The organism is Aeromonas bestiarum, assembly GCF_028751155.1.
GTDB classification, from domain to species: Bacteria; Pseudomonadota; Gammaproteobacteria; order Enterobacterales; family Aeromonadaceae; genus Aeromonas; species Aeromonas bestiarum.
The window spans coordinates 31,989-47,039 of the sequence record NZ_CP064746.1; the positions used below are offsets into that span (position 1 = coordinate 31,989).

Consider the following 15,051-nt stretch of genomic DNA (forward strand, 5'->3'; position numbering starts at 1 on the left):
AAGCATGCTCCCATCATCAATAATGCGCCCCGTTCGACAGCGTAGCGCCCGTAGCTCAGCTGGATAGAGCGCTGCCCTCCGGAGGCAGAGGTCACAGGTTCGAATCCTGTCGGGCGCACCATCAAACGTGCGCCAGTTAAACGGGCGTTGTTGTGGAACGAAAACAGCTGTGGTGGCTGTAGCTCAGTTGGTAGAGTCCCGGATTGTGATTCCGGTTGTCGTGGGTTCGAGCCCCATCAGCCACCCCATTTTACAGCTTGTCAGGTATGCGAAGGTGGCGGAATTGGTAGACGCGCTAGCTTCAGGTGTTAGTGCCCCCCGGGTGTGAGGGTTCGAGTCCCTCTCTTCGCACCATACTTGCTGTATGACGAGGATGATCACAAGTGGTCGTCTTTGTGCTTTAGAGTACTTAGTAAAGAAAATTGTCTCGGTGATTAGCGCAGCCCGGTAGCGCATCTGGTTTGGGACCAGAGGGTCAAAGGTTCGAATCCTTTATCACCGACCATATTCAGAAAAACCTCGCTTAGGCGGGGTTTTTCGCTTTCTGGCGTTTGCCATCTCTCCTGTCGTCACACCTTGTCACGTCTGTTTACACTTCTGTTGGCACTTTCTCACCACCGCTTCGGGTATGCTGGGCCACAGACCCACAGCAAGTGGGCATCATTGAACACATTTCAGGCCAACATGTCATATGCACCCTAATATCGTTCGCGTCAGCACGCTGGCGCTTGTTGTCGTGGCCCTCAGCGGCTGCTCGTTCAAACCCAAGCCGGATGAGATCCTGATGGGCGCCGCGCCCAGGCAGGCCGCTGATACCCCCTCCACCCTGATGACCAGCGGTGGCTTCTGCGTGGCATTGAATGCCCAGGAGCAGCTGATCACCCAGCCTTGCGACCAGACGGCCGGTCAGCAGTTCAGCTGGGATGCCGGTGCCTTGCAGCTCCAGCAGCGCTGTCTGGTGGCGAAGGGAGGGAGTGAGATCGCCATGACGGAGTGTCAGGATGAGAGTCGTCAATGGCAGTGGCAGGCGGATCGCCTGTTCAACCGCAAGGTCGAGCTATGCCTGGATGTCGCCGGGCGCCGTCACAAACCCGGCACCCCGCTGCGGCTGGCGGATTGCTACGGCGGCGCCAACCAGAGCTTCGAGTGGAAGAATGAAACGAGCGTGCTGGACCAGCTGAACCTGAAAAGCCTCATCTGGTGAGGCTTTTCAGATAGACGAGTGGCTCCCCTCAGTGTGAATGCGCGGCATTTATCGGACGTTCTGGCTGGGGTATCGTAACGGGCAATGGCACCAGGCGACAGACATCCTCATGACCAGACCCCTCGAGCGAGTCGAGGCGACTGATCAGCAGGGAGTGGACCCCCTTCAGCTGATCGGCCCGTCGCAATGTGTCTATCAGCTGGTTGTGATGGTGCTGGGGGTCGCTATCCCGATAGTGGATCGGCCTGACGCCGCGCAAGATCGCCATTTGATTGAGCAGCTGGCGGTTGTCTGACAGTGCCCAGATCGGATTGTTGAGACCGCCCCGGGATATGGCGATGACAGCATCTCCCTGGCGGGTCAGCACGGCAATGCCGCAGGCGCTGTCTTGGCTGAAGGCGGAGGTCATGGCGGCCAGCGCCATACAGTGGCCGGACTGATCAGTCTGGCTGGTGTCCCTGCGCCAGCGTGGTGGCATGGGCTCCATCTCTTGTTCGGCTCCCAGTGCGATGCGGGCCATGGCTTCGACCGCTTCTATCGGATAGAGTCCAGCCGCTGACTCGGCCGACAGCATCACCGCATCCGTGCCATCCATGACCGCGTTGGCCACATCCAGTACTTCGGCCCGGGTAGGCATGGGGCTGCCGATCATCGACTCCAGCATCTGGGTCGCGGTGATGACGGGGCAACCGAGAGCACGGCAGCGCTTGATCAACTTCTTCTGTACGCCGGGCAGTCTGGCATCTCCGATCTCCACCCCCAGATCGCCACGGGCCACCATGACGATGTCGGCGGCGTGAATGATCTCGTCCATGGCCTCGACCGAGGCGACAACCTCTGCCCGCTCGACCTTGGCGACGATGGCTGCCTTGCTGCCGGTGGCACGAATGAGTGCTCTGGCCTCGTCGAGATCGGCGGCGCAACGGGGGAAAGAGATGGCCACGAAGTCGGCCTCGAGCTGGTGGGCGGTCAGGATATCTTCCCTGTCTTTGGCGGTCAGCGCCGGGGCGCTGAGGCCGCCGCCCAGCACATTGATGCCTTTGCGATTCGACAATATGCCGCCCACCAACACGCGGGTCGCGATGTGCGTTCCCTCGATCTGTTCCACCCTGAGCTGGATACGGCCATCGTCCAACAGCAGGATATTGCCCGCGTACACCTCGTTCACCAGTGCCGGGTAGTCGATCCCGACCCGATATTGGTCGCCCTGCCGGTCATCGAGCCCGGCATCGAGTACGAAGGATTCTCCCGCCTGCAGCCGTATGCTGCCCGCGGCGAAGCTGGCTATCCGGATCTTGGGGCCCTGCAGATCCACCAGAATGCCGATGTGGGTATCGAGGCGTGCCGCCGTGGTGCGGATCAGTGCCGCCAGTGCCAGGTGCTGCGCCGGACTGCCGTGGGAAAAGTTCAGCCGAAAGACGTTGGCTCCTGCCTGGATCAGCTTCTCCACCATGGTGGCGGAACTGCTGGCAGGGCCAAGAGTGGCGATGATTTTGGTCTTGCGCATGGGATTCTCCGGTTGCGACAACAATGCAAAAGGGTGGTCACCAGACCACCCTTTTCTTGGGCATGTATCAGTAGTTGACGACTTTCTTGGCGTTCCACACCGTCAGAGCGAGCAGCATGGAGACCACAGAGGCGCCCAGCCAGAAGTACTGGGCACTGCTGAAGTCATAGTGAGTCACGCCATCGATCACGCTGGTCTTGATCAGCGCAGAGGAGACCAGTTCCTGGCCGGAGGCGGCGATGTAGGAACAGAGGCCGATGAATCCCTTCACGGCACCCACCGCCGTTTTGGGCATCAGGTCACAGGCGGTCAGACCGGCCAGGAACACCACCAGACCACCGATGGCATAACCGATCAGGGCGAGGGCGACCGCGTCCATCATGCGGCTCTGCGGACCCCAGAACATCAGGCACATGCCGGCTATGTTGGCCAGACCGTACAGCAGAGTCGGGATGTGGCGGTTGGCGTTGAACAGCTTGTCGGAGATGACCCCTGCCAGGATGGCGCCAACGAAACCGGCGATGGGGTAGGCTGACATGGCGAAACCGGCATCGATCAGGCTGTAACCCTTCTGTTCCTGCAGGTAGAGCACGGCCCAGGAGCTCATGGCGTAGCGGGACATGTACATGCAGGCGCAGGCTGCGGCGATGAGCCAGACGGTGGGTTGCTTGAGGATGAACAGCTGGGCGCGGCGGATCTCGGCCGGCTCCACTTTCTTGGCGATTTCGGCCTGCTCACCGAAGGCGACGGCCGGTTCCGGCAGAGCATAAGTCTGCGGGCGATCCTTCAGTACCAGGAACATGCACAGAGCCGCAATCAGAGAGGCAATACCCGCCCCGATAAAACCAGCCTGCCAACCGAAGTAGCTGACGATGGTGGCTGTCAGGATCCAGGAGATGCCTTCCCCTATGTTGCGTGAGCCACCCCAGATCGAATAGACGGAGCCCCGTTGCTTGGGTGAGAACCACTGGAAGATGGAGACACAGGAGGGCGCCGAGCCGACGGACTGGAACCAGCCGTTCAGGCCCCACATCAGCACCAGGAAGAAGGTCGCTGTGTTCATGCCCATCAGGATGGTACAGATGGATGACAGCCCCAGCGAGACCGACATGAAGCGGCCTATGTTGGCGTAATCGGAGAGGAAGCCGTTGGAGAACTTGCCGACGGCGTAGGTGAACAGGAAGGCGGAACCTATGACCCCCAGCTCCTCCAGCGTCACTATGCCGGCATCCAGCAGGGGTTTCTTGACAACGTTAAGGCTCATTCTAACCACGTAAAACATGGCATACCCCAGCACCAGTCCCAGGAAAACCTGCCACTGGTACTTGCGGTAAATGGAGCGGATTTTATCGGGCGAGGCATCCATGACCGGCAGGTCTGCTCGCGTCTTGAAAAAGTTGAACATGTCGTTCTCCGTTTATATTTGGCAGCATGGTTTCAGAGGAAGCTCTGATAGCGGTTGCCATCATATGAAGGGAAAATTTCAGGCGGCAAAATGACAGATATGGGTCAACACTGACTCAATCATAGGGATGTCATGAGTCAAAAGTGACATATTCAGACTGTCCTATTGATATTCAATGAATAACAATAGCGATCCCGACGGGGTGATATGAGTCAGAACTGGCTCATCCCCCATTTAATAAAAATAATGGCATGTGCTGAATATTAGATGTGCAGCACATAATCTGACATTGATAGCGAGCCGACAGACACCCTATGCCAATATTTTGCCGACTGCTACCCCTCTGTCTGGCCGTGGTAATGTTGCCATTCAGCACCATTCAGGCCGCGTCATTGACTGTGCTTACCTCCTTCTCGGAGACACCGGTCAGGGCGGTGATCGACGGTTTCGCCGAACAATATCCGGAGATCCGGGTAGAGGTTATTTATCGGCGCACCATTCCATCCTTGCGATTATTAACGGAGGCGGAGGCGCCTCCGGTTGATATTATCATGTCATCGTCGCCGACTTTTTTTAACACGCTGGATAAGGCGGGTTTACTGGCGCCTTTGTCGATCGTCACAACTCCTCCGGACTGGCTGAGTCCGCATACTCTGGGATTAAGCAATAAAGTGGCGGTCGTCGGATATTCCAGTAGCGGCATCATGTATAACCGCCACTATTTGACCAAATATCAGTTACCCCTTCCCACCACTTGGCAGCAGCTGGCTTCACCTGTTTTCATGGGGCATGTCATGATGAGCTCCCCCTCCCAATCTGGCACGACCCACATGATGGTGGAGAGCGTGCTGCAGCAGTATGGCTGGGAGCAGGGATGGGCCCTGTTGATGCGACTCGGTAGCAACCTGTCGGCCATTACTGCGCGCAGTTTTGGGGTGAGCGACGGTATTACTCGCGGGCTGGCCGGCGCCGGTCTGGTGATCGACAGTTATGCCCTCAACAGCCAGTCCCGCTTTGAGCACGTCGGTTTCAACATCATGCCGGACTCAGTGATCCTGCCGACCTATCTGGGGGTGACCCGCAGCAGTGCCAATCCGGCCAATGGGGCCCTGTTCATCCAATATCTGTTGTCAGCCAGGGGGCAGGCCATCATAGGGACTCCCGGCATGGCCAAGGCCACACTGAGTCAGCCGGCGCTGGCCAGGCAGACCCGTTATGTGACCGACAAGGCGCTGCTGTACCGGCGAGCTGGCCTGCTCAAAGCCCTATTCGAACAGACCATTACCCAGCAGATGCCCAGGCTGAAAATGACCTGGCAGGGGATTAACGGAGCGGATACCCAGCAGGAACCCTGGCGGATCAAACTGCTGGAGCAGGCGCGTAGCAAGGCCAGCACGCCCCCCCTGAGCGAGCAGCAGGCGAGGGATCCAGCGTTGCTGGCGTTGTTCGATGGCATGTACGATCGAGAGCAGGGCAATCCACAGGCAGAGCGGGTGATGCACCAGTGGCGTCAGGTGACGGAGGGGCGGCTGAACGAAGCACAGCGGCTGGTCGAGCAGGCGGTCAAGCCATGAGTCGGCTGGGGCGCAGCTTGCGCATGCCGAGCAGCCTGGGACGTCGGCTCATCCTCGCCTTTGTGGCCATCACGGCCCTGACCGGGATCATGGGGATGGCCGCTTATATGGTATGGGAACGGCTGGGACAGCAGGTCAACCTGATTGTCGAGGAGAGCCTGCCCGCGATCGGCAGCGCCTATCAGCTGGAACGCGCCAGTTCCCGCTTGTTACTGTTGCTGGCTCAGTTGCGTGACACCCGGGATCCGGTGCAGTATCAGCGGCTCTCCATTTCGGTTTCCTCCACCCTGCTGGACATCCAGAATGCATACCTGCTGGGCACGCCGGGAGATCAGGAGACACCGTCGCAGCGGCAGGCGTTCGATGAATTGAGCTCCCTGGTAGCTGATCACGCCCGCTATCTGAAGCAGCAGATCGATCACTTCGAAACCCTGCAGCAGCTACAAAAGCGCAGCAACTGGCTGCATCAGGATCTGGTGGACGACGTTGCCCCTCTGCTGCAGGAAGTGGAATGGCATCTGACCAGCATGGTGGCCAGCTCGGATGACATGGGCGAGTTTGGCAGTGTCATCAAGGAGTTTTCCGCCCTGCAGGATCTGACGTTCAAGGAAAACGAGCTACAGGCTCTGGTCAACGAGGTCATTGCCCAGCGTTATCAACAGGATCTGGAAAGCGCATTTCTGTTCATCGGTTACAAGATTGACGAGATAGATGAGCTGACCTCCCGCCTGGCGGAGTACCCCTCGACCGTCAGCTATCGCCAGATCCTGCAGGATATTGTGACCTTGGTGAAGCCGGATGGTCAGCTGCACCAGTTGCTGCTGGCGGATGCCTTGACTCACCAGCGGCTGGCTGCTCTGCGGCCCCTGCTGGATGATGCAGTCTCGCGCTATCACCAGCGAGTGAGCTTGATGGTGAGCGAGGCAAACCGTTCGCTGAGTACGCTGGGACACAACAGCAGCCAGATGGTGGCGACCGGCAAGCTGGTGATCCTGGTGGTACTCGCGCTCGCCATCTTGCTCAGCATTTTTGTGCTGGTGGTGCTGATCGGCCGTCGGCTGATTGGGCGGCTCGATGTACTGGGGCAAGATCTGGCCCGGGTTGCGGCGGGCAAGATGGATCTGCCGGTCAGGACCAGCGGGCGGGACGAGATTGGCCAGCTGGGGGAGAGCCTGCGCCATTTCTGTCAGCAACTGCAGCAGATGGAACGGGCCAACGCCCTGAATCTCATCAACAATACCCAGGCCTGTCTCATCACCTGCCATCCGGATGGCACCATAGAATCGGTCAACCCGAGTGCGTTGACCCTGTTCCAGCAGACGACCATCAAACCGGATCAGCCGCTGTGGCAGGCTTTTCCCGAAGAGGCCAGGACAGTGCTGGCCAGCCAGTTCCTGCCGGGACAGCCGTTGTACCAGCTAGGTTACAGCGAATGTACGGTTGCCAGCGAGCGGGAGGGCAAGCCCCGTTTCCTGCATTTCAATCTGCGTCGCTTTGAACAGGGGCGGGGGCACAGATTCATCATCACCATCACGGATGTGACCCGTCAGGAGCTGACCGCCAGGGATCTGGCTCAGCTAGTGGAGGAGCGTACCCGGGAGCTGACCGAGAACAACCATTTGCTGGCAGCAGAGGTGGTGCAGCGTCAGCATGCCCAGCGCAACCTGCTGCAGACCCAGGATGAGTTGATCCAGGCCGCCAAGATGGCGGTGGTGGGGCAGGCGATGACCAGTCTGGCCCATGAACTCAACCAACCCCTGTCGGCGATGATGACCTACCTCTACACCAGCCGTGCCGCGCTCGATGCCGGACAGCTCCAGACACTGGGCGATGACCTTGGCAAGATCGAGAAGCTTAGCCAGCGCATGAGCCGCATCATCACGGCGCTGCGAAACTTTGCGCGCAAGTCGCCGACCGAAGAGACCCGCATCCCGCTCGAGCTGGGCCAGGTGGCCGAGCAGGCCCTGTTGCTGCTGGAGACGAGGGCCAGACTGGATGGCTGCATCCTGAGGAACGAGCTGCCCACCGGGCTCTGGATCGAGGCCGACCCCGTGCTGGTGGAGCAGGTGCTGGTCAATCTGCTGGTGAACGGGATGGATGCCATCGCCGGGCGGGCAACCCGCGAGATCCGCCTGTTGCTGCTGGAACAGGATGGCAGTCAGCTCAAGATTGCCATCGCCGACAGCGGTGCCGGCTTCGGTGAGACCATACTGCCCAGATTGTTTACCCCCTTCACTACTTCCAAGGAGGTGGGGTTGGGACTGGGGTTGACCATCAGTCGCTCCCTGCTGGCCCGTTGTGACGCCGGGATCTTGCTGGGCTCGGCCCTGACAGGCGGCGCCATGGTGATCCTGGAGTTCGGCGGGGGCCGTGTACTTTGCCCATCCGGGGGCCCAGTATCCGATGAGCATATGAACGAGGAGAGGTCAGTCAATGTTGTTACCCCATAGCCGCCCGGCCAACGTCTTGTTGGTGGATGACGATGAGGACGTGTTGGAGTCTTATTGCCACCTGTTGCGGCTCTCCGGTTATCATCCCAAGGCTACCACCTCGGCCCACGAGGCATTGACCCAGCTCACTGCCCAGTGGCCTGGCGTGGTGGTATCCGATATCTACATGCCTGCCATGAACGGCATGGATTTGCTGACTCGGGTACAGGAGATAGACGTCGAGATCCCGGTCATCATGATCACGGGTCACGGCGATATTCCCCTGGCGGTGCGGGCGGTGAAACAGGGCGCGTTCGACTTTCTGGAGAAACCGCTCAACCCGCATGCCTTGCTGGCCCTGCTGGAGCGAGCCTGCCATCAGCGCCGCGTCACTCTGGCGCGCCGCAGCGAGATCCAGGCGGCCGTCGATGACGAGCTGATTGGAACCAGCCCGCAGATAGTGGCCATTCGCAACCAGATCAACCAGCTGGCACAGACCGACAAGGATCTGATGCTGGAGGGGCCTGCCGGCTCTGGCCGGCACACGCTAGCACTGCTGCTGCACAGGATCAGCGCGCGCAAAGCACAGCCCTGCCATCTGCATGACTGCGTGTCGGCAGGCTCGCTGGCCGAGATACAGGCCAGTCTGGCGCTCGCCGAACAGGGCACCCTGGTGTTGCAGTCTCCCGCCAGACTGACGGCCGAGTGCCAGCGCTGGCTGGGCAACCATCTACTGGAGCAGGAGCGCAAGGGGAACAAGTCCCTGCGCACCATAGCGCTGTTTGACGAGTCGCCGGAAGGGCTGGTGGAGCGACAACAGTTGATGCCGGAGCTGTACTACTTCCTCTCTCAGGTGCGGCTCAAGTTGCCCCGGCTGGTCGAACGCAGTTGCGACATCATCCCCCTGTTTCGCGCCTTTCTGCGTCAGGGCTGCAAACGGATTGGCCAGCCTGTGCCGGCGGTGGACCGCGCCTATCTGGAAACGCTCAAGCGGCATCAGTGGCCTGGCAATCTGCGCGAGCTCAGGAACGTGGCCGAGCTCTATGCGGTGGGCATTGTCAAACTGGCTGGTGTTGAGCGGGCCATGCCGCTGGCCAGCGCCAAGGCGCCGTTGGACGATCTGGTGGAAGAGTTCGAACGGCGGGTGATCGAAGATACCCTGTTCCTGTTCTCCGGCCGGGTGACCGAGGCCGCCCACTACCTCGGGATCCCGCGCAAGAAGCTCTATCTGCGCATGAAGAAACACAATCTCGACAAGGAGCAGTTCAAGCCTGCCGGCTGAGCCGTCAGAGTTTGAACTGCTGCACGGTGGTGGCCAGTTGTTGGCTCTGGGCCCCCAGCTGGCCACAGGTCTGGCGAATGATCTCCAGGTTCTCCAGCATGGCGCGGCCGTTGCACGCGACGACGCTCAGATTGTGGTTGATCTCGGTGCTGACGCCGCTCTGTTCATGGGCTGCATCCCGGATCTGGCCGTTCATCTCGTTGATGATGGTGATCGCTTGCGTCATCTGACTCAAGCTCTCCCGGGTCTGGTGCGCCTGGGCGACGGCCTGGGTGCCGCTGTGGCTGCTGGCTTCCATCTTCTGCACAGCCAGTTGGCTGCCCTGTTGCAGCCGCTCGATCATCTGTTGTATTTCACCCGTGCTGTGCTGGGTCTTGCTGGCCAGGGTGCGGACCTCGTCGGCCACCACGGCGAAGCCGCGCCCCTGCTCCCCGGCCCGTGCCGCTTCGATGGCAGCATTGAGTGCCAACAGATTGGTCTGCTCGGCAATGCCGCGGATCACATCCAGCACTGACGAAATGTGCCCGACATCCTGTTCCAGCCGTTGGATACCCTGTTCCGAGCTGTGAATATCCCGTGCCAGTGCTTCCATCGCCGCGACCGTATTCATCAGGTCCGCCGTGGCGCTGTGCACCTGACCGGCTGCTTTGGTCGAGGCATGTTCGGTCTGGCTGGCGTGTTCCACCATGAGGGTGCTGGTGGCACTCTGCTCCTCCACGGCAGCGGCAATTTGATCGCTCTGGCGCTGCTGCTCCTCGGCATTGGTGAGCATCTGCTCCATCAGGGAGTGCAGCTGCCGTGATGCCGATTGCACAGTGCAGGCGGTCTGGCTGACATCGCTGACGATCTTGTGCACCTGGTCGATGAAGCGGTTGAAGGCGGAACCGAGGGCGCCGATCTCGTCGTGCGAGGTGATGGTGAGGCGCCGGGTGAGATCGCCCTCGCCCTGAGCTATATCCTCAAGCGCCCGCTGCATCTGGTTGAGGGGCCTGAGCGTGAGCCGGGTGACCGACCAGGTGAGTGTCAGGGCCAGCAGAATGGCGCTCAGCGTGCCCATGCTCAAGACCTGCTGCGCATGCTGGCTTGATGCCTGAACCTCTTGTCTGAGAGCCTGCTGAGATAGCTCGATGGCGTCCTTGAGCAGGTTGAGCTGCTGGCGGATGCTGGTGAACTGCTGCTGTGACGCCTGGAAGTGATTGGTGAGCAGCTGGCTGCTCTCATGGGGATCGGCAAAAACGGCCTGATAGTGTGCGAGCCAGCGATCAAACTCCGCCAACATGAGGTCAAGATTGCTCTGGTACTGCTTGCCGAGGAGGCCTGCATCGATCAGGGTCTGCACCTGACTCAGCCTGTCCCTCGCCTTGTTGCCATTATCAAGAAATTCCGCTTTCTGATGTGCCACATTTTCGGTGGTGAGGCCACCCACGATCAGCCCCTGGCCTGCGGCAATGACCTGATAGAAATCGCGATAGGCATCTTCAAGGGAGTTTTGTACCGGCAGTATCTGCTCGACAACGGTGCGATTGACCCGCTGCTGCTCGGTGAAACTGGTGTAGGCGACGGCAACGACGCTGGACATGATGATCAACACCATCACCACGGGAAGACGGGTTTTGGTCGTGAGGGACAAGCGATTCAGAAGTTTCATGATGGTGAGTCTCGCTGAGGCGATAAATGACGTTCCATTATCGGGTTTGAGGCTTTGAAGGGATTCAGGCGAGGGTCACGCTATCGAACAGGAACCGTAAAAATTTGAGTTATTACCGGTACATAATCGAGTGCAGCCGATGCAGATAAGAGCGAAACTTGTTCAGGGCGTGAACAGCGGATTCTATTCTGTCGGCTAAGGGGTACATCATGAGATGTCCGAGGTGTCTGAAAGAAGAGGTTGATAAAGCATTGGATGAGCGGGTGGGACGGGCCTGCGCCATGGGATGTGGTGCCGCCGGCGGTTATGCCTGCGCAGCCACGTTCGCCAAGGTCGGTGCCGGCATGGGGGCTGCGTTGGGAGGGATAGGCGTGCCCATCGGTGCCGTCGCCGGGGCTCTGGGTGGTGCCCTGTTGGGGGGCGCAACCGGAGGAGGGCTGGGGTTATGGCTTGGCCGCACCATAGATCGCCAGATTTCGCGGCAATATAGGTGCAGGGTGTGTGACCACAGCTTCAAACGCTAGGGGCGCAAGGCCGGAGCGTCATGGATACCACGCACGGGCGGTATCCATAACGGCAGGGATCAGGCTGCGCCGGCGGTGCTGATGGCGAACAGCCGCTCCAGATAGACGGCGACGCCATCTTCATCCGAGCTCAGAGTCTGTTCGTGGTCTGCCAGGGCCAGCTTGAGGCGATCGTGGGCATTGCCCATCACCACGCCGCGACCCACCATGTTCAGCATCTCGAAGTCATTCATGCCATCCCCGAAGGCAACGGCCTGGGACATCTCCAGCCCGTGCTGCTCCAGCACGGCGCGCACGGCATTGCCCTTGTGCACCCCGGCGTGCATCACCTCGAGACAGTCCGGCAGGGAGAAGGTGACGTTGAGTCGATCACCATAATGCTGATTGAGCTGGGCCTCGATCTGCAGCAGTTTCTCGTGGTCGCCGATGTAAAACACCTTGTTGACCTTGTCCATCGGATGGGTGGCGAGGTCGGTCAGGCGGTAGGTGAAGCCGGATTCGTCATGGAATTGCAGCAACCAGGGCAGTTCCTCTTCCACCAGCCACTCGTCGCCATAGTAGACGTTGAGGTGAATGGAGGGGTCGCGCTCCAGCGCGATCAGTTCGGCGGCCACGGCGGCTGGCAGCGCCTGATTGAAGATGAGTTGATCTTGCTTGTCGTGCACCACGGCACCGTTGGAGGTGATGAGGTAGATGTCCAGCCCGAGCGTGTCGCGAATGCTGCGCACGTCCACATGGTGCCGGCCTGTGGCCACCACGAACTTGATCCCCTGTTCCACCAGACGGTGCAGGGTGTCACGGGTGCGGGGGGAGATCTGGTGCTGCTTGTTGAGCAGGGTGCCATCGAGATCGGATACAACTACCTTGAACATCATTACCTCGGCATCAATTGAACGCCGGGGCAGTGTACCCCAGCGTTTTGCGTCACCCCATTTATTTAGGGATCCAAAAAATAACCAGTGTCAGAAGCGATCGAAGAAGGCCAGGGTGGCATTGAGCGCCACCTGACGCTGGGGATCGGCTTCCATGAACAGCTCGTGCCAGGCTCCCTCTACCCGCAACGGCTTGCCCCCTTCACACCGAGCCCGGGCGCAGAAGGCATCCTGCGCGGCATTGTCCACCACACTGTCTTCCCCCGCCTGCAGTAGCAGCAGCGGTGTCTTGATGCGATCGGCGGCGGCGATGGCGCTGTCTCCGGCGGCTATCCCCTCGCGGATCCAGTGGGCCGTCACCCCGCCCAGCTTGATCTGCGGGCGCTGCTCGTAGAGCTCGCGAAACGCCTGATAGCGTGGCTCGCTGTGGCTCAGGCCATTATCGGCAAATTCGTGGGACTGGTAGCTACCCTGACCCGGACCATAGGGCGGTTCGCCCAGCCAGCTGCCGACCGTGTCTATGCTGGCTGCCAGCCCCTGTGCCAGCCACTTGGGCAGGCCGCCGAGGTTGATGCCCATCATGGGGGAGGAGAGCACGGCCGCCTTGATGTCATCCGGCCAGCGATCCAGATAGAGCGCCGAGATGGCGCCGCCCATGGAGTGGGCCAGCAGGAACAGCTTGGCGGGCTGGTCCGCCACTATGACCTGGTCGTGAAACTGCTTCAGATCCAGCACATAATCGTCGAACTGGTCGACATATCCTTTCTCCTGGTCGTCCAGCAGACGCTCGGACAGGCCCTGTCCCCGGTGATCGATAAGATAGAGGTTGTAGCCCTGACGCCACAGATCCCAGGCCAGCTCCTGATACTTGAGATAGCTCTCGACCCGGCCGTTGACGATGAGAATGGCGCGATCCACCTTGGCCTGGCGCAGGGCGGCGTAGCGGATGGTGACGCCGTCCTTGCCCTTGAATTCCCCCTCGACGGCGTGCTCGCGCCAGAAGTCGGGCAGGGTCTGCTGATGGAGGGTGGCAACCTCGGCTTCGGATGTCAGCGGATAGGGATTGGTCACGGCAAGGGCTCCGGCAGAAAACAGGGTCAGGGCCAACAGGGCAGAAGATAACCGGTTCATGATGCGTACTCCTGTTGCCAATGCTGGTAGAGGGCTGGGATATCTCCCGAGCAGAGCAGGGGCATGGCCGCCTTCAGGCGGGGCAGGGGCCAGTTCCACCACTGCATGGCCTGCAGCATGGAGATCTGCTCATCGCTGAAGCGGCGACGGATCGGTTTGGCTGGATTGCCACCAACAATGGTGTAGGGGGCAACGTCTTTGGTAACAACTGCCCGGGTGGCGATGACGGCGCCATCACCTATGGTGATGCCGGGCATGATCATGGCTTCCGAGCCTATCCAGACGTCGTTGCCAACCCGGGTATCTCCCTTGCGCTGGAAGCCGTCGTGTACGCCATCACCGAAACGGGTGGCGTCGAAGGGGAAGGTAGAGGCCCAATCCAGCCGGTGGCCCTGGTTGCCTGCCAGCATGAAGGTGGCACCCGAGGCGATGGAGCAGAACTTGCCTATGATTAGGCGGTCTACAACCTCACCCCACTGGCCGTTATCCCAGCTGGTACGGGTTGAGCCATCACCCAGCAAATAGCGTACGCAGTGATCTTCGAACGGCTTGCCGTGGTAGTAGCCGGAGTAGTAGCTGTAGTCGCCAGCCTCGATATTGGGGTTGGTCAGGTGATCCCGTATGACTTGGGATTCCAGCCAACTGCCAAAGGGATTCTCCATCACTCCTCCCGCCACTCGTGCTCTTCCTGCTGTGCGGCCCAGCCTTTGCGGGTCAGTTGCATCTGTTGCCACCAGGTCTCGTCCGCCAGGATTTCGCCGGCCGGACCGAGCTGGGGATAGGGCATCTCTTTTTCTTTGCAGAGCTGGGCATAGATGGGGTAACCCCCCTCGAACAATATGCTGTTCTGCTCCTCCAGGTCGAGTGGGCAGCCGCGCTGGTAGCAGCCGGCCAGCTCGCGCTGGCGCTGGGCCTCATAGAGGATGGCGGCGGCGGCCACAGAGACGTTGAGGGACTGCACCATGCCCACCATGGGGATGACGATATGGTGATCGGCCAAGGCCAGCGCCTCTTCGCCTATGCCGTGCTTCTCCTGGCCCACCAGGATGGCGGTGGGTCGGGTGTAGTCTATGGTGCGAAAGTCCACCGAGCTCTCCGAGAGATGGGTCGCCAGGATCTGCATGCCGGCGGCTTTCAATTCGGCCACTGCAGTGCCTATATCCGGGTGCAGTTTCACGTCCACCCAGTTCTGGCTGCCGCGGGCCGTGCCCTTGCGCTTGTGGATCCAGCTCTTGGGCCAGACGGCATGCACCCTGTGGATGCCGATGGCATCGGCGGTGCGCACTATGGCGGCCAGGTTGTGAGGCTTGTGGACCTCTTCCATACAGACGGTCAAGTCGAGCTGGCGCTGGGCCAGCATGTCAGAAATCCGTTTAAAGCGTTCAGGAGTCATATCAGTTTCTATCGGGTGAGGCGGGTGTGCCAGGCAAGCGGGTCGAGTCGGGCTGACGCTGGGTCAGTATGGTGCAGATTGG

At 60.2% G+C, this 15,051-nt stretch carries 12 protein-coding genes and 4 tRNA genes; 9 read left to right on the forward strand and 7 right to left on the reverse strand.

Annotation, left to right across the window (positions count from 1 at the left end; translation table 11 throughout):
- The first annotated feature begins 44 nt into the window (after positions 1-44).
- The 5 genes from IU367_RS00130 to IU367_RS00150 all read left to right on the forward strand — a co-directional run bounded on the left by IU367_RS00130 (position 45) and on the right by IU367_RS00150 (position 1,204).
- Positions 45-121 (forward strand) — tRNA-Arg (locus IU367_RS00130).
- A gap of 51 nt (positions 122-172) precedes the next feature.
- Positions 173-248, forward strand: a tRNA-His gene (locus tag IU367_RS00135).
- 20 nt (positions 249-268) lie between these two features.
- Positions 269-354: transfer RNA gene (locus IU367_RS00140), tRNA-Leu, on the forward strand.
- A 74-nt stretch (positions 355-428) separates the two neighbouring features.
- Positions 429-505: transfer RNA gene (locus IU367_RS00145), tRNA-Pro, on the forward strand.
- Between the two features lie 186 nt (positions 506-691).
- Positions 692-1,204, forward strand: a complete 513-nt coding sequence (locus IU367_RS00150; RefSeq protein WP_274453125.1) for an RICIN domain-containing protein — start codon at positions 692-694, stop codon at positions 1,202-1,204.
- 28 nt (positions 1,205-1,232) lie between these two features.
- Here IU367_RS00150 and pyk read toward each other — a convergent pair whose 3' ends face one another.
- Positions 1,233-2,711, reverse strand: coding sequence for a pyruvate kinase (pyk, locus tag IU367_RS00155; protein ID WP_274453126.1), 1,479 nt, complete (start codon positions 2,709-2,711; stop codon positions 1,233-1,235).
- Positions 2,712-2,778: 67 nt separating this feature from the next.
- Entirely contained in the window at positions 2,779-4,116 is a 1,338-nt protein-coding gene (locus tag IU367_RS00160; protein ID WP_098981175.1) for an MFS transporter, read from the reverse strand.
- 359 nt (positions 4,117-4,475) lie between these two features.
- Between IU367_RS00160 and IU367_RS00165 the strand changes: the two genes are divergently transcribed.
- Genes IU367_RS00165 through IU367_RS00175 form a run of 3 tightly spaced genes read left to right on the forward strand, consistent with a single transcriptional unit; the run spans position 4,476 to position 9,401 of the window.
- Complete coding sequence (locus IU367_RS00165) at positions 4,476-5,690, forward strand: ABC transporter substrate-binding protein (RefSeq protein ID WP_274453127.1); 1,215 nt, start codon at positions 4,476-4,478, stop codon at positions 5,688-5,690.
- A complete protein-coding gene (locus IU367_RS00170) occupies positions 5,687-8,140 on the forward strand; it encodes an ATP-binding protein (protein WP_274453128.1) in 2,454 nt (817 codons plus the stop codon). The genes IU367_RS00165 and IU367_RS00170 overlap by 4 nt, the downstream gene beginning before the upstream one ends.
- The gene (locus IU367_RS00175) at positions 8,124-9,401 is read left to right on the forward strand and encodes a sigma-54-dependent transcriptional regulator (protein WP_274453129.1); all 1,278 of its coding nucleotides are present in this window, start codon (positions 8,124-8,126) and stop codon (positions 9,399-9,401) included. Before IU367_RS00170 ends, IU367_RS00175 begins: the two co-directional genes overlap by 17 nt.
- A gap of 4 nt (positions 9,402-9,405) precedes the next feature.
- On the opposite strand, the gene IU367_RS00180 is transcribed toward IU367_RS00175, so the two are convergent.
- The gene (locus IU367_RS00180; protein ID WP_274453130.1) at positions 9,406-11,049 is read right to left on the reverse strand and encodes a methyl-accepting chemotaxis protein; all 1,644 of its coding nucleotides are present in this window, start codon (positions 11,047-11,049) and stop codon (positions 9,406-9,408) included.
- Between the two features lie 209 nt (positions 11,050-11,258).
- On the opposite strand from IU367_RS00180, the gene IU367_RS00185 reads away from it, so the two are divergent.
- Entirely contained in the window at positions 11,259-11,573 is a 315-nt protein-coding gene (locus IU367_RS00185; protein WP_274453131.1) for a hypothetical protein, read from the forward strand.
- A gap of 59 nt (positions 11,574-11,632) precedes the next feature.
- On the opposite strand, the gene IU367_RS00190 is transcribed toward IU367_RS00185, so the two are convergent.
- The 4 genes from IU367_RS00190 to trmH form a co-directional block, all read right to left on the reverse strand.
- Positions 11,633-12,445 (reverse strand): Cof-type HAD-IIB family hydrolase, encoded by an 813-nt coding sequence (locus IU367_RS00190; protein WP_274453132.1) that lies wholly within the window; start codon positions 12,443-12,445, stop codon positions 11,633-11,635.
- Positions 12,446-12,535: 90 nt separating this feature from the next.
- Complete coding sequence (locus IU367_RS00195) at positions 12,536-13,576, reverse strand: alpha/beta fold hydrolase (protein WP_274453133.1); 1,041 nt, start codon at positions 13,574-13,576, stop codon at positions 12,536-12,538.
- Complete coding sequence (locus tag IU367_RS00200) at positions 13,573-14,238, reverse strand: CatB-related O-acetyltransferase (protein WP_274453134.1); 666 nt, start codon at positions 14,236-14,238, stop codon at positions 13,573-13,575. The genes IU367_RS00195 and IU367_RS00200 overlap by 4 nt, the downstream gene beginning before the upstream one ends.
- The gene (gene trmH / locus IU367_RS00205; RefSeq protein WP_274453135.1) at positions 14,238-14,969 is read right to left on the reverse strand and encodes a tRNA (guanosine(18)-2'-O)-methyltransferase TrmH; all 732 of its coding nucleotides are present in this window, start codon (positions 14,967-14,969) and stop codon (positions 14,238-14,240) included. Before trmH ends, IU367_RS00200 begins: the two co-directional genes overlap by 1 nt.
- Positions 14,970-15,051 lie beyond the last annotated feature (82 nt).